The following is a 16,658-nucleotide window of genomic DNA, read 5'->3' on the forward strand; positions in this document are numbered from 1 at the left end:
CGAGGCGGGTGACGTCCCCCACACCGTCGACAGCGTCTTCGACCTCACCGCCGCCGCCGACGCGCACACGGCCATCGAGTCCGGTCACACCCGTGGCAAGATCGTGCTCGACCTGGGCGGCCGCGGCTAGCGCAACGGGTGCTAGACGCCGAAGACCCGTTCGCGCGTGAAGTCGTCGTGCCACTCGTCGCCCACCAGGAAACGCTTGGTGCCCACCACCGCGAAGCCGTGCTTCTCGTAGAACCGGTTGGCCCGGCCGTTGTGCTGGTTCACGCCGAGCCATACCCCGGCCGCGCCGGCCGCCCTGGCCGCCTCGAGGGTCGCCGCCATGAGAACGGATGCGACGCCGGCGCCGTGCTCTCCGGCGAGCAGGTAGCACTTGCTCAGCTCGATCGTGGGGTGCGCGACGATGGCCGCCGCGACATCCGGGTCCTTCGGCTCGCCGGCCACGAGCATCGTGTAGCCGATGAGGCGATCCCCTCGCGCGGCCACCAGTAGCTCCCGCGTGGAGTCGGCGAGATAGGACTCGAAGCGCTCCACCGAGAGCACGTCGCGCACGAACGCGTCGATGTCCTCCTGGCGGGTGCCGGGAGGACAGGCGAGGGCGAAGGTGGCCGCGGCGACCTCGTGGAGCTGGGCCGCGTCGGCCGCGACCGCCAGGCGAATCGAGTGCGGCATGGTTGTCCCTTCTGGATGCACAAAAGGGGCCGGCGTAAACCGACCCCTTTCGCGTTGCTGCCTGGAGCGTTGCTGCCTAGAGGACGTTCACGTCCAGCGGGATGCCGGGACCGAAGGTGGTCGTGACGGTGCCCTTCTGGATGTAGCGGCCCTTCGCCGAGCTCGGCTTGGAGCGCACGATCTCGTCGAGCGCGGACTTGATGTTCTCCTCGAGCTGCTCGGCCGTGAAGGCGGCCTTGCCGACGATGAAGTGCACGTTGGAGTGCTTGTCCACGCGGAACTCGATCTTTCCGCCCTTGATCTCGTTGACGGCCTTCGCGACATCCGGCGTCACGGTTCCGGTCTTCGGGTTCGGCATGAGGCCACGCGGGCCGAGCACCTTTCCGAGACGACCGACCTTGCCCATGAGCTCGGGGGTGGAGACCGCGGAGTCGAACGAGGTGTAGCCGGCGGCCACCTTCTCGATGAGCTCGTCGCCACCGACCTCGTCCGCACCGGCCGCGATGGCGGCTTCGGCGGCTGGTCCGGTTGCGAACACGATGACGCGGGCGGTCTTACCCGTGCCGTGCGGCAGGATGACGGTTCCGCGAACCATCTGGTCGGCCTTGCGCGGGTCGACTCCGAGCTTCAGCGCGACCTCGACGGTCGAGTTGAAGTTCTTGGAACCGGTCTCGCGGGCGATGCCGACCGCTTCGTTGGGGGTGTAGTACTTGCCGTCTTCGATCTTCTCGGCGGCGGCCCGGTAGGCCTTCGACTTCTTGGCCATTATGCGTCCACCGTGATTCCCATAGAGCGAGCGGTGCCCGCGATGATCTTCTCTGCGGCCTGAACGTCATTCGCGTTGAGGTCGACCATCTTCTGCTCGGCGATCGAGCGGAGCTGGTCCTTCGAGAGGCGTCCCACCTTGGTGGTGTGCGGGGTGCCGGATCCCTTGGGGACTCCGGCGGCCTTCTTGATGAGCTCCGCGGAGGGCGGGGTCTTCAGGATGAAGGTGAACGAGCGGTCCTCGTAGACGGTGATTTCCACCGGGATGACGTTGCCGCGCTGCGACTCGGTCGCGGCGTTGTACGCCTTGCAGAACTCCATGATGTTAACGCCGTGCTGTCCCAGCGCAGGCCCGATGGGCGGTGCGGGGTTGGCGGCGCCGGCCTGGATCTGAAGCTTGATCAGACCCGTGACCTTCTTTTTCGGTGCCATTATTTTCCTTTTCGTATCGAACTGGCCCGTGTTGGCCAGCTCTCCCGACATCCGAGTGGATGCGGTGTGGTCGTCCCAAAGGGCAACCTGTTGATACTACACGAAATGTCGGTGGTTGCCTATTTACTAGACGCATGGAGGAGCTCGGTTACTACTCGGATCAGGCCCGATCCGACGTGCGTGTCGACACCGCAATCGCCGCCGCCGAGTACGAGCAGCGCGCGGTGAACTCCCATCACGCGGCCACCCTGGTCGCCATCCACTCGGTTCTCGACGAAGCCAGGTACTGCCCCGAGGTCTTCGTCGGAAACCATGCGTCACGATTCTCGAGAGAAGACGTCGAATTCGCGGAGCGGGCGGCGATCGCCGACCTCGCCGTGCGCCTCGCGCTCTCCGAGAACACTGTCCGGTCGCACGAAAGCCAGGCGGTCACGATGATCGGCCGCACCCCCATCACGTGGCAGAAGTTTCGGTGGGGCGACGTTTCCCCCGCCAACGCCCGCATCGTCGCCGAAGTTGCCGCGTCCCTTCCCGAGGACTCCTCGATGTTCGCGGAGTTCGACACCGTGGTGGCCGATCGCGCTTGTCAGCTCGCTCCCGCGCGGTTCCGTGCCTTCGCCCGCAAGCTCCGCGAGCAGATCGTGGCCGACACGGCGGCCGAGAGGCATGAGTCCGAAGCGTCCCTTCGCCGCGTGATCTTCGAGCCCGATCTCGACGGCATGGCGTGGATCTCGGCCTACCTGCCAGCCGAGGTCGCGACCGCCGCGATGACGCTCGTCGACGCCGAGGCGCTCAGGCTGTGGGCAGTGCCCGGCGAGACCCGCACCATGCCGCAGCTTCGTGCCGACGTCTTCGGTGACATGATCACCGGAGCCGGCGGCGGTTCAGTCGCCGTTCGCGTCGGCGTGCTCATCCCGATGCTCACGCTCCTGGGCCAATCCGAGGCGCCCGCCTCCCTCGAGGGTTACGGTCCGATCGATGCGGAGACCGCCCGCAAGCTGGCCGGCGATGCGACCTCGATCTACCGAATCCTCACGGATCCCGTGACCGGCGCCATTCTCGACATCGATCAACCGACCAAGCACATCCCCGAGGGACTCCGGCGGATGCGGCAACTGATCGACCAGACCTGCACTTTTCCCGGGTGCGGCAAACGCGCCATGAATTGCGACCTCGACCACACGATCGATCGACAATTCGGGGGCCAAACCACCCTGATGAACCTGTCGCACCTGTGCCGTAAACATCATCGCGACAAACACATGACCAAATGGATGCTGACCCAGGATGACACCGGGCGCATCGAGTGGACCAGCCCCACCGGGTATGTCACGGCGCCCGATCCGCCGCCGTTTTAGGGGACAGGTCAGGCTCACGAGTCCAGCACGATGCGAATCGGGCCGACGGTCACGACAATGTGAGCATTGAGCCGAGCCGTCGCACGTGGCGAGTGTCCGGGAGATTGGCCGCCCCTCCGGCCTCGACAATCTTTTCAACTCCGTCGGCAGCCCAGCCGTGCCGTTCATAGAAGTGGATTGCTCGGTCATTGCTACGGAGAACCCAAAGGTACGCCTCGGCCCGCCCTCCGGAGAGGAGCTCGCGCTCCACGCGAGTGATGAGCGCGTGCCCTATCCGCGCAGACCACTGGTCGGGATGCACATAGAGGCCGGCTAACTCTCCAACATGAGACCTGCCTTGATCGCGTCCGGGCCCGAACGTGGCCCAGCCCACGATTTGGCTATCGGACTCCGCGACGAGCATCCTGTGCGGTTCACTCAGCGGGTCATCGGTTGGCTGTCCAGAAATTGACGACGCAATCCACCGGGACCAGCCCAGGGCGCGTTGGTCAACGTCAAGGGCGTCTAGAACACGTTGATCGATCAAGCCCGAGTAGGCGGCTCTCCATGAATCGACGTGGACCATGGCGACCGCTCGCGCATCATCCAGGTTCGCCCATCGAACCTCCGGATCAACCATGAGGAAACGGTAGCAAAGGGCCGCACGTACGTTTGAGAACGCAAAGAGCGCGGACCCACCGAGTGCGACTCGGCGCATCCGCGCTCCCGGTGCCGGCGTTCACGCCAGCGACAAATCGACTACAGCTTGGTGACCTGGTCGAAGCTGAGCTCGACCGGGGTCTCGCGCTCGAAGAGCGACACGAGCACGATGAGCTTGCCGCTCTCCGGCTTGATCTCGCTGATCGAACCGGGAAGCCCGGCGAACGAGCCTTCCTTGATCGTGATGGTCTCGCCGATCTCGAAGTCGACCTCTTGCGGGATCGAACGCCCGACGGCCTTGCCGCCCTTGGCTCCGGCCTTCACCGGCGCCTCGACGATCTGCACCAGGCTCTTGAGCATCGAGAAGGCCTCTTCGAAGCGCAGCGGGGTCGGGTTGTGCGAGTTGCCGACGAACCCGGTGACGCCCGGGGTGTGGCGCACGACGGACCAGCTGTCCTCGTTGAGGTCCATGCGAACGAGTACGTATCCGGGGATGCGCACTCGGGTGACGAGCTTGCGCTGGCCGTTCTTGATCTCGACGACGTCTTCCATCGGCACCTCGACCTGGAAGACGTAGTCCTCCATGGCCATCGACACCTTGCGGTTCTCGATGTTCTGCTTGACGCGCTTCTCGAATCCGGCGTAGGAGTGGATCACGTACCACTTGCCCGGCTTCGCCTTGAGCTCGGTGCGGAACTCCTCGTACGGGTCGACATCGGCGGGCTCGGCCTCGTCGACGCTCGCCTGCTCGGCGAGCTCGGACTCGATCTCGGTCTCGAAGGCCTCGTCGAACGGCACGACCTCGGCCTCTTCCGGCTCCACGAATCCGTCCTCGTCCTCGGCGGCCTCTGCGGCCGCCTCGGCCTCATCGGGGGAGTCGATTTCGAGGGCGTCGTCGATGATCGCGTCGGCCTCGGGGTCGACGGCGGCCTCGACGGCGTCGAGCGCGGCGTTGAGGTCGAGCTCCACGCTGTCGATGTCGTCGTCGTCGCTCTCGTCGACAAGGTGCAGGGCCAGCTCCTCCGCGGACTCGACCGAGTCCTCATCGGCAGCGAGCTCGTTGCCCTCCTGCGCTTCGTCCTCCTCGGATGACTGCTCGGCGGCAGTCGCGAGGTCGATATCGTCGCGCTCTGTTCCAGACACTTGAATAATCCATTCCGTTTCTTGACTTGCGTTCCGGCGCTGTGCACCGATCACGTTCTGGGACTGCGCCGCTGATGAGCGGCGTCTCGGCAAGCGAGGCTTGCTACTTGTTGCTTCCGAACACGAAGTTGACCGCGAACGCAAAGACGATGTCGAGGCCGTACACCAGCGCCATCATGATCACCACGAAGACCAGCACGACTCCGGTGTAGCTCACGAGCTCCTTGCGGGTCGGGGTGACGACCTTCCGCAGCTCGTTGATCACCTGTCGGATGAACAGGGCGAGTCGTCCGAATGGGCCACGGATCGTGCCGCGGTCCTTTCGCGCGTTCGCGACGATGTCCTCACTGGGCTCGTCGATCACTTTTCTCGCCACGCTGACTACCTTCCAGAAACTGGTCTTGCGATCGAGGTGATCGCTAGTCCATCTGCCGAACCGTGCGTGATTGCACGATCCGAGCTGCAGGGCGGACAGGACTTGAACCTGCAACCTGCGGTTTTGGAGACCGCTGCTCTACCAATTGAGCCACCGCCCTTCGGGGGAAAAATCACACACTCTCGCTCGCGTCGATGTGATGCTCGCACCCAAAATGGGCACACGAAAGTATGGCTGATTTCAACCACCTCAACCCAGTGTAGGTCACGCATCTGGCAGCCGCAAAGCGAGGCCGGAGCCGGTATCCACCGATCGGTTGCTTGCGAAGGGGCCGATGGACAGTTGTTCGGGAAGGCCGGGACCGCCAGCATGGGACCATGACAACTCCCGAGCCGCATGTGAGAGTGCGAGACCTGCGAAAGACCTACGGCCAATTCGTCGCCCTCGACGGCGTGAGCTTCAATATCGAACGCGGAGAGACATTTGCCCTTCTCGGCCCGAACGGCGCCGGCAAGTCCACAGCGATCGAGATTCTCGAGGGCTACCGGGACCGCTCGAGCGGCGAGGCGAGTGTGCTCGGAGTCGACCCGCAGCACGGCGGACTCGACTGGAAGGCCCGACTCGGCATCGTGCTGCAGTCGAGCGGCGAGAGCGGCAACGTCACGGTGCGCGAACAGCTCGCGCACTTCGCCGGCTTCTATCCCCACCCGCGCGACGTCGACGAGGTGATCGCCGCCGTCGGTCTCACCGACAAGGCCAAGAGCCGGATCAAGTCCCTCTCGGGCGGACAGCGGAGACGCGTGGATGTCGCACTCGGCGTGGTGGGGCGACCGGAGCTGCTCTTCCTCGACGAGCCGACCACGGGGTTCGACCCGGAGGCCAGGCGCGAGTTCTGGGAGCTCATCCGCTCCCTCAAGCGGGAGGGAACCACCATCCTGCTCACCACCCACTACCTCGACGAGGCCGCCCAGCTGGGCGACCGCGCCGGGGTGATCGCCGGGGGCAGGCTCATCGACATCGGCAAGATCGACGAGATCGGCGGGGCGGAGTCTCGCATTCCCCTCGTGCGCTGGCGGGACGCGAACGGGCCGCACGAGGAGCGCACGACCGAGCCGGCATCCCTCGTCGCACGCCTCTTCGCCGCCACAGGCGGGGAGCCGGCGGGCCTCGAGGTTCGACGCCCCAGCCTCGAAGACGTCTACCTCGCCCTCGTCGCGGCGCACGGCGCCAACGACAAGTCCATGGAAGAACTGGAGCGCTCGCTGTGACCACGACAACCGCCGCCCCCAAGCTGCCGGCGGGCCGCACCGTGACCCTCGGCGCCAGTCGGATCGCCTACGAGGTGAAGACCTACTTTCGCCAGGGCGACTCCGTGTTCTTCACCTTCCTGTTTCCGCTGATCTTCCTCACGATCTTCTCCGTGGCGTTCAGCGCCGCCAGCTTCGGCACGGACTCGAGTGGTGACAAGGTGACCGCCGCCGAGTTCTACCTGCCCGCCATGCTGGCCGCCGGCGTTCTTCTCAGCGGCCTGCAGAACATGTCGATCGACATCGCCAACGAGCGAAGCGACGGCACCCTCAAACGACTCGGCGGCTCCCCGCTGCCGGTTTTGAGCTATTTCATCGGCAAGATTGGACAGGTGGTCGTGACGGGCCTCCTGCAGTCCGGGCTCCTTCTCTTGGTCGCTGCCATCGCCTTCAGGGTGGAGTTGCCCACCGATCCGGCGAAGTGGCTCACCTTCGCCTGGGTGTTCCTGCTCGGCGTCTCCACCTGTGCGGTGCTCGGCATCGCGCTCAGTGCGCTGCCGCGCACGGGAAAGAGCGCGACGGCCGTGATCATCCCGATCACGCTCATCCTGCAGTTCATCTCGGGCGTGTACCTCAGCTTCTCGCAACTGCCCGAGTGGCTGCAGAACTTTGCGAGCATCTTCCCGCTCAAGTGGCTGGCCCAGGGCATGCGCTCGGTGTTCCTGCCCGACTCCTTCAAGACGCTCGAGATGGGCGGCACCTGGAACCTGGCCGGGGTCGCCATCGTGACGGCGATCTGGCTCGTGGTGGGGCTCGTGGCCTGTCGCCTCACCTTCCGCTGGATCCGCAAAGACTCCTGAGCGGGGTGCGAGGCTACTCGAACGCGCCGACGAAGACCGGCTCGGGCGCGAGGATCACACCGAAGGTCGAGAGCACGCGGGCCTGGATGTAGCGGGCGAGTTCCGCGATCTCGGTGGCGGTGGCCTCCCCCGTGTTGACGATCGCGAGGCTGTGCTTGCTCGAGACGGCCGCCCGCGACCCGGGAAGGCGGAACCCGCGGGTGATTCCCGAGTGCTCGATGAGCCAGGCCGCGCTGAGCTTCACCCGGCGGTCCGCGGCGGAGCGGATGACCGGCACGTCGGCCGGGTCGAAGGAGTCCAACGGCCGCACCGTCGGCGCCGAGATGTCGGGGGAGACCGGCCAGCGCGGAGCGTCGAGGGGAAGGCTGCCGGCGAAACGCTCGCTCACGGTGGGGTTGGTGAAGTAGGATCCGGCGCTCACGGAGTCGGGGTCCGCGGCATCCAGCACCATGCCCTTGCTGGCGCGCAGGGCCAGCACCGCGGCTCGCACGTCGGCCAGGGGCACGCGATCGCCCACCTCACGCCCGAGCGCCACGGCGAGCTGCGGGTAGCCGATCGGCTCGCTGAGCCCTCCCGGCGTTCGGGTCAGCTCGAGCTCGATCGCCACGACCACTCCCCGGCGGCCGTTCTTGATGGCCGAACTGCGGTAGTGGAGGTCGAGCGCGGAGGCCTCGATGAGGGAGAGCTCGCCGGTGCCGTAGTCGAGAAAGTCGATGGAGACGAGGTGCGACGCGATCTCCTGTCCGTAGGCTCCGATGTTCTGGATCGGCGCCGCCCCGCTCGACCCCGGAATTCCGGAGAGTGCCTCGATGCCGGCCAGCCCGTTCTCCACCGCGAACCGCACGAGGGCGTCCCACGGCTCCCCCGCCTGCACGCGCAGACGGACCGCGTTGCCCTCGGCGGGCAGTATCTCGACGCCTCGCGTGACGACCCGGATCACGGTGCCGGCGAACCCCTCGTCGGAGACGACGACGTTGGAGCCGCCGCCCAGCACGACCCAGTCGTCGCCGGTGGCCCAGACCTCGAGCGTCGCCGCGACGAGGGAGGCCTCGTCGGCGGGTGCGATCACCTCATCGGCCGGCCCGCCGACGCGCAGCGTCGTGAGCTCCCGCAACTCCATCGTCAGGCCAGGCCTACGCGCACCTGTGCCTTGCCCAGCACAGTCTCGCCGCCGTAGGTCACCGTGAGGTCGATGCGCGCGACGGTGTTCTCCGTGTCGAGGGCGCCGACCTTCGCGACGACGTTGACTACGGCTCCCTCGGTGGCGTCGACGAACACCGGGCGCGTGAATCGCACCTGGTAGTCGACGATCCGGCCCGGGTCGCCCGCCCAGTCGACGACGGGCTGCACGGCGGCGCCCATCGTGAGCATCCCGTGGGCGAGCACGCCGGCGAGGCCGACCGACTGCGCGATGTCGTCGCGGTAGTGGATGGCGTTGAAGTCCCCCGAGGCGCCGGCGTAGCGCACGAGCGACTCGCGGGTGATGGCGAATCCGGCCTCGGCCACGATCTGGCCGACCTCGAGTTCGCTGAAGACGGGTGCGGTCTGCTGGGTCATGCGTCGCCCCTCACCACGAGGGTGGATGTCGCGGTGACCACGTGGGCACCGGCGGCGTCGACGATGCTGGACTCTGCCGTGACCATGGAGTGTCCGCCGAGCAACTTCACGCTGGCAATGGTCAGGGTGGCGGTGAGTTCGTCACCGGCGACGATCGGCCGCGAGAAGCTGAACCGCTGCTCGCCGTGCACGACGCGCGCGAAGTCGATCCCGGCATCCGGCTCGGCGAGAAGCTGGTGCAGGGTGAGCTCCTGCACCACCACGGCGAAGGTCGGGGGCGCCACGAGGTCGGCATGACCCGCCGCCCTCGCCGCCTCGACGTCGAAGTTGACCGGGTTGCTCGCGAGAACCGCGCGCGAAAACTCCCGGATCTTCTCCCGACCGACGAGGTAGGGCGTGGTGGGCGGAAAGACACGCCCCTCGATCTCGGGGTTCACCGACACTGTCTTGGCCATTGCGTAGTCCTTTGCACAGAAAGAGCTTAACGACAAAGCCCCGACCGCCATCACTGGCGACCGGGGCTCGTGCTAAGCGCTAAGCGCTAAGTGCTCTTACTGGCAGCTGTCACACTGCAGGTCGTCCATCGGGTCGACCGGTACTGCGTAGCCGCCGATGGAATCGTTGTCGTTGTCCATTTTCGGACCTCCCTAAGTCTGTTGTTTCGTCACCCTGTTAGTCACCCCAAGGTCACCAGTTGTTAAGCCGGCTCCTTCGTGAGTCCTCACTATATAACCGGAATGACACTCTTGTCATTCCACAACATCTAGTGTTTTCGGCGTATCGGGATCTTTTTGTCCAGCCTACGATTCGCCGCCGACATTTGCCCGTTTCCGTGCAGGATCGGGCGCTCGCCCGCGCTCGTTTTCAACCCCCATTTCTGGGCGGTTCCGTTACCGATTCGAGACTTTTCGCGGCCTCTCCACTACTCTGGCCGGATGTCATCCATCGTTGCGAAGCTCGGGGCCATCGCGGTCGCCGGTGCGCTCATTGCAACGACGGCCATCCCGGCCTACGCGAGCCTCGACGCGCAGGCCGCCCCGCACCCGCAGGCGGCAGTGCAATCGTTCGCGGTTGACGCGACCGTCGCCATCACGTCGTCCGCCCGGGACGGCTACGCCGTGACCATGCCGAGGCCGGTGGCTCCGGTCGCCCCGGCATCCGCGCCGGTGAAGGCCAACCGTTACACCGGGGTCGCCCCGCCGACCCAGGGCTACAGCGGCACAGCGCTCATCCAGTACGCCGCGCAGTTCGTGGGCCTCGTGCCATACGGATCCGGCAACAGCCCGACCACGAGCTTCTCCTGCGACGGATACACCCAGTACGTCTTCGCCGGGTTCGGCATCAGCCTGCCCCGCGGGGCGGACCACCAGGCCAGGCTCGGGGTGCGGGTCGACAAGGCGAGCGCGGTCGCCGGGGACCTCGTCTATTGGCCCGGCCAGCACATCGGCATCTACGACGGGGCCGGCGGCATGTACAACTCGCCGGTCTGGGGACGCTACGTCGAGCACGTGTCCACCCTCTGGGGGAGCCCGCTCTTCATCCGCCTGCAGGTCTGACGGCGGTCAACCGTCGCTGGGTGGCGATCGCCTTCATCGCGGTGCCCCTCGGCGGCTACCTCGCGCTCGTGTTCCTCGTGCTTCCGCCCGACAAGGCCGCCGCCTTCCTGGCGGTGCAGCTCGGGCTCTTCGGCTTCTACATGGGCGTGTCATTCGCCCCCAACCACAAGGGGATGCCGATCGTGCCGGTCGTGGCCATGGGCGGCCTCAACTACCAGGTCGAGCATCACCTCTTCCCGTACACCCAGACCGGCCTCAGGGAGTCGTACGGCATCGTGCTGCGCTACATCAATCGGGTGGGCCTCGGCGTCACCAGATTCGCCGGTAGCGCGGCCCATCCGCCTCGCGTGCAGTCCTGGTCGGAATGCGGCCGTAGCCATCGGCCGCGATGCGCACGACCGTCGCAACCAGCGCCCAGACGATCGTCGCGGCCACGATCAACAACATCAACATCGTCACCCGCCTCCTCTCTTTCGGTCTCGGTTACGAGCCTGCTCCTGAGCCCCGCTCCCCGGCATCGGGAAAATGCCGCATTCTGCGCCGTGTCCGTCGTGCCCGCCTAAGACGGGCAAACGGCTTAGGCCGCTCACGACCGCTCGCGCCCGAAATAGTGCATGCGCCCCATGCGGCAGACCCGCCTTAGCGAGGAATGTCGGTGTCAGGAAAGAACGGAGCAGATCATGTTGGTGAACGAATACGCGTTTGAGCACCTGACCCTCGACCACGAGCGACAACTGGCCCGAGAGGTCGAGTGGGCGCGGGTGCGAGAGGAGCGTCTCGCGGACGAGCGCGCCTCCGAGCCCTCGCCCCGCCGCCCCGGGCAGTCGGCCGCCGGCTGGTTCGGCGCGGGCTGGCTCAGCGCGATCCTGTCCGGCACGGCCGGCCACCGCGCGCGCTCCTGATGACCGTCGCGGGCACCGTCGTCGCGGGCACAGACTCCGGCACGAGTGTTCCCGGCACTGTTCTGCGCGTCGGGGGCTCGTGGCACGATGGGAGCATGCGGTCGGGAAAGACTAGTGGTTCCCTCATCGGGCGGGAGGGCGACCTCGACGCGCTGGTGAGCGCCCTGCACGAGTCCGCGGCGGGCGAGACCCGTACGGTGGTGATCGGCGGCGAGGCCGGCATCGGCAAGTCACGCCTCATCGACGAATTCGCCGCGACCGTGCCGGCCGCGACCGTGGTGGTGAAGGGCCAGTGCGTGGACCTGGACCGGGATGCTCCGCCCTACGCCCCGGTGACGGGCGCGCTTCGAGCGCTCGCCGCCACGATCGGCGCCGAGGCGCTGCTCGAGGCGGCCGGACCGTCGCGCAGCGCCCTCCTGCTTCTGCTGCCCGAACTGGGCGCCCGGGCCGACTCGACCAGCGACCCGGCCGGCGAGTCCCGGGTGCGGGGTGGAGCGGAGTTCCTCTACGACGGCGTGGCGGTCGCCCTCGAGAACGTGTCGCGGGAGCACCCCCTCGTGATGGTGATCGAGGACCTGCAGTGGGCGGACCAGGCCACCCTCGGCCTGCTGAGATTCCTCGTGCGCGTCGTCGAACACGGCCGCATTCTCTTCGTGCTCAGCTATCGCAGCGACGACCTCGTGCGCGGTCATCCGCTGCGCTCCTGGCTGCCGGAGCTCGACCGCACCCCGCGCGTGAGCCGCCGCGACCTCGCGCGCCTCACCAAACGGCAGGTGCGCCAGCTCGTCGGCGAGATCCTCGGCTCGGCGCCCCTCGCCCACGACGTGGATGTCGTGTTCGAGCGCACGGACGGGGTGCCGTTCCTCATCGAGGAACTCGTCGACTTCGACGGCTACGTGAACGCGGACTGCTTCCCCGACACGCTCCGCGAGATTCTGCTCGCACGATACGACACGGTCAGCGAGCCGACCCAGAAGATCCTGCGGCTGATGGCCGCCGGAGGCTCCCGGGTCGACCACACCCTGCTCCTTGCCGTGCACGACGGGGCGGCGGACGACATCGATCGGGCGGCGCGCGAGGCGGTGCTGGGCAACGTGATCGTGATCGACGAGACGTCCTACGCCTTCCGTCACGCCCTGGTGCGAGACGCCATCCACGAGGAACTGCTGCCCGGCGAGCGCGTGCGCTACCACTCCCAGTACGCCCGCGCCCTCGAGGCCGGGCTGAGCACCGAGTGCATCCCCGCCACCGAGATCTCCTACCACTGGATGGCCGCGCACGACATGAAGTGCGCGTTCGGGGCCTCGATCACGGCGATGACCCAGGCCCACCAGGCGTTCGCCTATGACACCGCCTCGCGAATGGGGGAACGCGCGCTCGAACTCTGGGACCAGGTGCCGGATGCCGAGGCCGTGGCCGGGCGCAGCCGCGTCGCCCTTCTCGCGGACACCGCCCACGACCTGCGCAACGCCGGGGAGAGCGACCGGGCGATCTCCCTCGTGGACGAGGCGCTCGCCGACTCACCGGCCGACGACGTGGAGCGGATAGCCCGGCTGTTGAGGGACAAGGCCTCCTATCTGGCCAATGTCGGCCGCACCGGGTCGGTGGAACTGCTGCGCCGGGCGCTCGCCGTGCTGCAGGGCGAACCGCCGAGCGTGCTGCGCGCGACGGTCCTGGGAGAACTCGCGGCGCGTCTCATGCTCGACGCCCGATTCGACGAGTCCGTGGAGATCGCGGACGAGGCGTTCGACGAGGCCCGGGAGGTCGGTTCCCGAGCGCGGATGTCGGTCTCGGCCAACATCCGGGGCATGTCCCTCGTCGCGCGCGGCGAGATCGACAGCGGTCTGGCCGACCTCGAACAGGCCGGAGAGCTCGCCGTGGGGGACGACTCCGCGCGCCTGCGGTACTTCGTGAACATGTCGGATGCGATGAACGCGCTCGGCCGGTTCGACGACGCCATCCGCATCTCGCTCGAGGGCTTCGAGGGGGCGCGGCGCCGCGGCGTGGAGCGGACCTCCGGGGCGTTGCTCCTGTCGAACAGCATCGAGCCGCTGTTCGCCGGCGGGGACCTGGCTCGCGCCAACGAGCTGCTCGAGCGAGCCCTCGAACTCGATCCCCCGATCGGCTTCAGCGCCCACCTTCAGCGGCTGAAACTCTGGTCGACGCTCTGGGGAGGCGACATCGCCGCCGCCGAGGCGCTGTTGCGAGGCTGGCGAGCCCCGCTCAGCCTTCAGCTGCAGATCGACGCCCAGTCGCGGCTCGGCCTCGCCCGCGTGGCCGGGGAGATCGCGCTCGCCGGCGGTGACCTCTCCGGAGCATGGCAGGAGGTGCGCGGAGTGCTGGCGGCAGACCACCGCCGGGTCGCCGCGTACGACCTGCCGCTCCTGGCCGTCGCCGCCCGCGCCCTGGCCGGTGCAACCTCCACCGGCACGCCGATCGCCACCGAGGACGGCGAAACCGATCGGGCGCGGATCGAGGCGCGTCTTCGCGCGGTGCTCGAGCCGTCATCCACCTGGCCGACCGCCGCCGCCTACGTCGCCGTCTTCGATGCCGAGCTCGGCGGCGCGTCGCACACCGGTACCGATGCCGGCCTCTGGCGAGCCGCGGTGCAGGCGAGCCGCTCGCCGCTCGCACAGGCCCACCTGTTGCCGTACTCGTCTCTCCGGCTCGCCGAGGTGCTCGCGACCGACGGCGATCGGGCGGCGGCGCTGGACTGCGCGAGGGAGGCCCGTCGGCGGGCGACCGAGATCGGCGCCGGACTGATCGTGACCAGGGTCGCGGAGCTCGAACGGCGCGCCGGGCTGACGACTCCCGGCTCGGCGAGCGCACTCACCCCGGGCCCGGTGCGCGACAACCGGCGGCTGCTCACCGAGCGCGAGCGCCAGGTGCTCGACCTCGTGGAGCAGGGCCAGTCCAACCGTCAGGTGGCACAGCAGCTGTTCATCAGCGCGAAGACCGCGAGCGTTCACGTCTCGAGCATCCTGCGCAAGCTCGGCGCGACATCGCGCACGGAGGCCGTGTTCCTCGCCCACCAGGGCGAGGCGGCGGAACTCACGCCCGCCGCGCACTGACCGGGGTCAGAAGGCGGCGACGTCCCCCGGGCGACCGGAGATGCGTTTGGGCGCCTTGCGGTCGCGGCGCGCGTAGACGAGCGCGCGTTCACTCGACAGGGCCAGGATGAGCAGCACGTCGAGCGAGAGCCCGGGCAGCGTGGTCTGCAGCGTGATTCCCGGACCCCCGGTGGCGAGGCTCACCGCCTGGAGCGCGATGGAGGCGGCGCTCAGCGACATGGCGAGAACCCGGGCCCAGTTGCGGCCGAGGAAGATCCGCCACGCGACGAGCAACTCCACGGCCACGAAGACGGCGAGAAGCCCGGCGAACACGGAGACGACGAGGGTGATCGCGGCCTCGTCGGCCGGGGTGTCGTTGGCGCCCACCCGAACGAGCACGTCGCCCCGCCCCAGCAGCAGGGTGACGATCAGCACGATCCCCTCCACCGCCCGCGCCGCCACCAGCGCGGCTCCGACGATGGTGGGCGCCGGTCGCTTGTCCCGGCTGTCGGTGAGGATGTCGACCCGGCCCGGCGTAGACGGCACGCCGCGGAGGTCCACGATCGGCAGGTCCCCGTCGGTGACGATCGCGTCCCCTCCCCCGTTGCGGGAGTGGTACCCCGTGGAGAAGTCGCGGATCGTCGACACCGCCGCCTGCTCCGCGGCTCCGCGTGCCGAGTCCACGATGTGGTCGCGCTCGGCATCCGTGTTCTCGTCGATCTTGTGGGTGATCTGGAGAGTGAACAGGGAGAGGCCGACGCTGCGGTCGTAGGTTCCGGCGGCGAGCCAATCGGCGTGCTGGCCGCCCGGCAGCATCCAGCCGTCCGGGCACCGCCAGAAGCGCACGTGGTGGCGCTTGCCCGGCGTGCCGTCCACTTCCTGCTGGTAGGCGAAGTCCTGCTTGCGCCCGAAGAGGAGCAGGGGACTCACCGGCGCCTCCAGATAGCTGCGGCGCAGGAGGGTGGAGGCGACGATGCGCCAGCCGGTCGCGAGCGAGAGGTCGTCGGCCATCGTCCAGCCGGCACGGCCCATCACCTCGTGCACCTGCGCCTCCGAGCCCAGCAGGGCGACATTGATCGGATCGCCGAGCAGGCCGTCGCTGGTGCGGGCCCGCCCGATGAAGTAGTCGGGAACGTAGATGCGGGTGAGGATGCGGTGCAGCCGCGGCAGCACGAGGTAGGCGAGCAGCACCCAGTAGACCACGGAGAACCAGATCTCACCCCAGCCGAGCGAGAAGCTCTCCCGGAACAACAGGTACGCCAGCCAGATCGCCGAGGCGCCGCCGAAGACGAAGAACAGCCAGTCGACCGTGGAGTCGACGGCCGGTCGCGGTGAGGCGAGCGTGATTCGCTGCGCCCGGGGCCGCGATTTCACGGTGTGCCGCCCAGGTCCACCGTGTAGACGGGCACGAGGGTCGGCACCGGGGACGGTCCCTCGAGTCGCAGGTCCACCTCCGCTCCCTGGCTGGTCACACTGTCCACCCGCCAGCCGATTCCGCTGGCCCACTTCTCGGCGACCTGATGCACCGACTGCTCGACGATCGCGCGAACATCACCGCCAGCAGTGCGGTCGGCCGGCGCAGCCTGGCCCACCGACTCACGCCGGGCTCGATCTCGCGGGTGAGTCGGCTCACCCCGTAGAGGGACATCACCACGATTCCCGTGCCGATGATCGCCACGACGTTGGTGAGGAAGAGGAGCAGCGCCCCCAGGAACTGCACGAGCGAGCCGGACTCGAGGGCGAGCCCCGCCACCGTGAGCGGGGGCACGAGCGAGATGGCGATCGCGAGCAGAAGGGAGCGGATGAGGTTGGCGCGGTCGCCGAGCACCGTCGCGAGCATCGTGCCGAGGATCGGCGTCATCAGCGGGGCGACGATCATGGCCCCGATCACGGTCGCCGTGGAGTCGGCGACCACCAGAAGCAGCCAGAATCTCGAGTACCGGCTGCCGGACTGCGGCCCGTCGACGAACACGGACTCTCGCATCTGGTCGGCGGTGTTGAAGCGGTCCTCCACGGGGAGAATCTACCGGTCGTCCTGCGCGATCGCACAGGGTCCAAAGGCACAGCAGCGGGCAGTGGGAGGATACTCGCGAAC

The 16,658-nt window shown here is 67.8% G+C and carries 18 protein-coding genes, 1 tRNA gene and 1 pseudogene; 8 read left to right on the forward strand and 12 right to left on the reverse strand.

The window, feature by feature from the left end; all coding sequences use genetic code 11:
* Nucleotides 1-130 (forward strand): zinc-binding dehydrogenase (locus tag ACHZD8_RS14315; RefSeq protein WP_394771136.1); only part of this gene is annotated, 130 nt, incomplete at its 5' end.
* Between the two features lie 11 nt (nt 131-141).
* Here ACHZD8_RS14315 and ACHZD8_RS14320 read toward each other — a convergent pair.
* The 3 genes from ACHZD8_RS14320 to rplK all read right to left on the reverse strand — a co-directional run bounded on the left by ACHZD8_RS14320 (nt 142) and on the right by rplK (nt 1,875).
* Nucleotides 142-678, reverse strand: a complete 537-nt coding sequence (locus tag ACHZD8_RS14320) for a GNAT family N-acetyltransferase (protein ID WP_394771104.1) — start codon at nt 676-678, stop codon at nt 142-144.
* Between the two features lie 76 nt (nt 679-754).
* Complete coding sequence (gene rplA / locus ACHZD8_RS14325) at nt 755-1,444, reverse strand: 50S ribosomal protein L1 (protein WP_394771105.1); 690 nt, start codon at nt 1,442-1,444, stop codon at nt 755-757.
* A complete protein-coding gene (gene rplK / locus ACHZD8_RS14330; protein WP_394771106.1) occupies nt 1,444-1,875 on the reverse strand; it encodes a 50S ribosomal protein L11 in 432 nt (143 codons plus the stop codon). Before rplK ends, rplA begins: the two co-directional genes overlap by 1 nt.
* Nucleotides 1,876-2,009: 134 nt before the next feature.
* On the opposite strand from rplK, the gene ACHZD8_RS14335 reads away from it, so the two are divergent.
* Nucleotides 2,010-3,233 carry a DUF222 domain-containing protein gene (locus ACHZD8_RS14335; RefSeq protein ID WP_394771107.1) on the forward strand — a complete coding sequence of 408 codons (1,224 nt, stop codon included), beginning with the start codon at nt 2,010-2,012 and terminating at the stop codon, nt 3,231-3,233.
* A gap of 49 nt (nt 3,234-3,282) precedes the next feature.
* Here the strand turns inward: ACHZD8_RS14335 and ACHZD8_RS14340 are convergent, their stop codons facing one another.
* The 4 genes from ACHZD8_RS14340 to ACHZD8_RS14355 all read right to left on the reverse strand — a co-directional run bounded on the left by ACHZD8_RS14340 (nt 3,283) and on the right by ACHZD8_RS14355 (nt 5,551).
* Entirely contained in the window at nt 3,283-3,930 is a 648-nt protein-coding gene (locus ACHZD8_RS14340) for a GNAT family N-acetyltransferase (protein ID WP_394771108.1), read from the reverse strand.
* 41 nt (nt 3,931-3,971) lie between these two features.
* Complete coding sequence (gene nusG / locus ACHZD8_RS14345; protein ID WP_394771109.1) at nt 3,972-5,015, reverse strand: transcription termination/antitermination protein NusG; 1,044 nt, start codon at nt 5,013-5,015, stop codon at nt 3,972-3,974.
* Nucleotides 5,016-5,118: 103 nt separating this feature from the next.
* A complete protein-coding gene (gene secE / locus ACHZD8_RS14350) occupies nt 5,119-5,391 on the reverse strand; it encodes a preprotein translocase subunit SecE (RefSeq protein ID WP_147781954.1) in 273 nt (90 codons plus the stop codon).
* 87 nt (nt 5,392-5,478) lie between these two features.
* Nucleotides 5,479-5,551 (reverse strand) — tRNA-Trp (locus ACHZD8_RS14355).
* Nucleotides 5,552-5,768: 217 nt separating this feature from the next.
* Here ACHZD8_RS14355 and ACHZD8_RS14360 point away from each other — a divergent pair.
* Complete coding sequence (locus tag ACHZD8_RS14360; protein ID WP_394771110.1) at nt 5,769-6,659, forward strand: ABC transporter ATP-binding protein; 891 nt, start codon at nt 5,769-5,771, stop codon at nt 6,657-6,659.
* Complete coding sequence (locus ACHZD8_RS14365; RefSeq protein WP_394771111.1) at nt 6,656-7,498, forward strand: ABC transporter permease; 843 nt, start codon at nt 6,656-6,658, stop codon at nt 7,496-7,498. The genes ACHZD8_RS14360 and ACHZD8_RS14365 overlap by 4 nt, the downstream gene beginning before the upstream one ends.
* A 13-nt stretch (nt 7,499-7,511) precedes the next feature.
* On the opposite strand, the gene ACHZD8_RS14370 is transcribed toward ACHZD8_RS14365, so the two are convergent.
* Genes ACHZD8_RS14370 through ACHZD8_RS14380 form a run of 3 tightly spaced genes read right to left on the reverse strand, consistent with a single transcriptional unit; the run spans nt 7,512 to nt 9,498 of the window.
* Nucleotides 7,512-8,618: a UDP-N-acetylmuramate dehydrogenase gene (locus ACHZD8_RS14370; RefSeq protein ID WP_394771112.1), complete on the reverse strand. Its 1,107-nt coding sequence runs from the start codon at nt 8,616-8,618 to the stop codon at nt 7,512-7,514.
* 2 nt (nt 8,619-8,620) lie between these two features.
* The gene (locus ACHZD8_RS14375) at nt 8,621-9,055 is read right to left on the reverse strand and encodes a MaoC family dehydratase (protein ID WP_394771113.1); all 435 of its coding nucleotides are present in this window, start codon (nt 9,053-9,055) and stop codon (nt 8,621-8,623) included.
* A complete protein-coding gene (locus tag ACHZD8_RS14380) occupies nt 9,052-9,498 on the reverse strand; it encodes a MaoC family dehydratase N-terminal domain-containing protein (protein WP_394771137.1) in 447 nt (148 codons plus the stop codon). Before ACHZD8_RS14380 ends, ACHZD8_RS14375 begins: the two co-directional genes overlap by 4 nt.
* Nucleotides 9,499-9,990: 492 nt before the next feature.
* Here ACHZD8_RS14380 and ACHZD8_RS14385 point away from each other — a divergent pair, with 492 nt between their 5' ends.
* The 4 genes and pseudogenes from ACHZD8_RS14385 to ACHZD8_RS14400 all read left to right on the forward strand — a co-directional run bounded on the left by ACHZD8_RS14385 (nt 9,991) and on the right by ACHZD8_RS14400 (nt 14,584).
* The gene (locus ACHZD8_RS14385) at nt 9,991-10,611 is read left to right on the forward strand and encodes a C40 family peptidase (RefSeq protein ID WP_394771114.1); all 621 of its coding nucleotides are present in this window, start codon (nt 9,991-9,993) and stop codon (nt 10,609-10,611) included.
* 5 nt (nt 10,612-10,616) lie between these two features.
* Nucleotides 10,617-10,919: pseudogene (locus ACHZD8_RS14390) on the forward strand (acyl-CoA desaturase); the annotation flags it as partial.
* 372 nt (nt 10,920-11,291) lie between these two features.
* On the forward strand, nt 11,292-11,513 hold the full coding sequence (locus tag ACHZD8_RS14395; RefSeq protein ID WP_394771115.1) for a hypothetical protein: 222 nt from the start codon (nt 11,292-11,294) through the stop codon (nt 11,511-11,513).
* 95 nt (nt 11,514-11,608) lie between these two features.
* Nucleotides 11,609-14,584, forward strand: a complete 2,976-nt coding sequence (locus ACHZD8_RS14400; protein WP_394771116.1) for an AAA family ATPase — start codon at nt 11,609-11,611, stop codon at nt 14,582-14,584.
* A 6-nt stretch (nt 14,585-14,590) separates the two neighbouring features.
* Here the strand turns inward: ACHZD8_RS14400 and ACHZD8_RS14405 are convergent, their stop codons facing one another.
* On the reverse strand, nt 14,591-15,937 hold the full coding sequence (locus ACHZD8_RS14405) for an LssY C-terminal domain-containing protein (RefSeq protein ID WP_394771117.1): 1,347 nt from the start codon (nt 15,935-15,937) through the stop codon (nt 14,591-14,593).
* Between the two features lie 94 nt (nt 15,938-16,031).
* Complete coding sequence (locus ACHZD8_RS14410; protein WP_394771118.1) at nt 16,032-16,577, reverse strand: DUF389 domain-containing protein; 546 nt, start codon at nt 16,575-16,577, stop codon at nt 16,032-16,034.
* Between the last annotated feature and the right edge of the window lie 81 nt (nt 16,578-16,658).

The sequence above is a fragment of the Lacisediminihabitans sp. genome, from assembly GCF_043726815.1.
Classification (GTDB): Bacteria; Actinomycetota; Actinomycetes; order Actinomycetales; family Microbacteriaceae; genus Lacisediminihabitans.

Coding starts and splice junctions, on each gene's coding strand:
- ACHZD8_RS14320 (WP_394771104.1), bottom strand. CDS start 678: ATGCCGCACTCGATTCGCCTGGCGGTCGCGGCCGACGCGGCCCAGCTC.
- rplA (WP_394771105.1), bottom strand. CDS start 1,444: ATGGCCAAGAAGTCGAAGGCCTACCGGGCCGCCGCCGAGAAGATCGAA.
- rplK (WP_394771106.1), bottom strand. CDS start 1,875: ATGGCACCGAAAAAGAAGGTCACGGGTCTGATCAAGCTTCAGATCCAG.
- ACHZD8_RS14335 (WP_394771107.1), top strand. CDS start 2,010: ATGGAGGAGCTCGGTTACTACTCGGATCAGGCCCGATCCGACGTGCGT.
- ACHZD8_RS14340 (WP_394771108.1), bottom strand. CDS start 3,930: ATGCGCCGAGTCGCACTCGGTGGGTCCGCGCTCTTTGCGTTCTCAAAC.
- ACHZD8_RS14360 (WP_394771110.1), top strand. CDS start 5,769: ATGACAACTCCCGAGCCGCATGTGAGAGTGCGAGACCTGCGAAAGACC.
- ACHZD8_RS14370 (WP_394771112.1), bottom strand. CDS start 8,618: ATGGAGTTGCGGGAGCTCACGACGCTGCGCGTCGGCGGGCCGGCCGAT.
- ACHZD8_RS14375 (WP_394771113.1), bottom strand. CDS start 9,055: ATGACCCAGCAGACCGCACCCGTCTTCAGCGAACTCGAGGTCGGCCAG.
- ACHZD8_RS14385 (WP_394771114.1), top strand. CDS start 9,991: ATGTCATCCATCGTTGCGAAGCTCGGGGCCATCGCGGTCGCCGGTGCG.
- ACHZD8_RS14395 (WP_394771115.1), top strand. CDS start 11,292: ATGTTGGTGAACGAATACGCGTTTGAGCACCTGACCCTCGACCACGAG.
- ACHZD8_RS14400 (WP_394771116.1), top strand. CDS start 11,609: ATGCGGTCGGGAAAGACTAGTGGTTCCCTCATCGGGCGGGAGGGCGAC.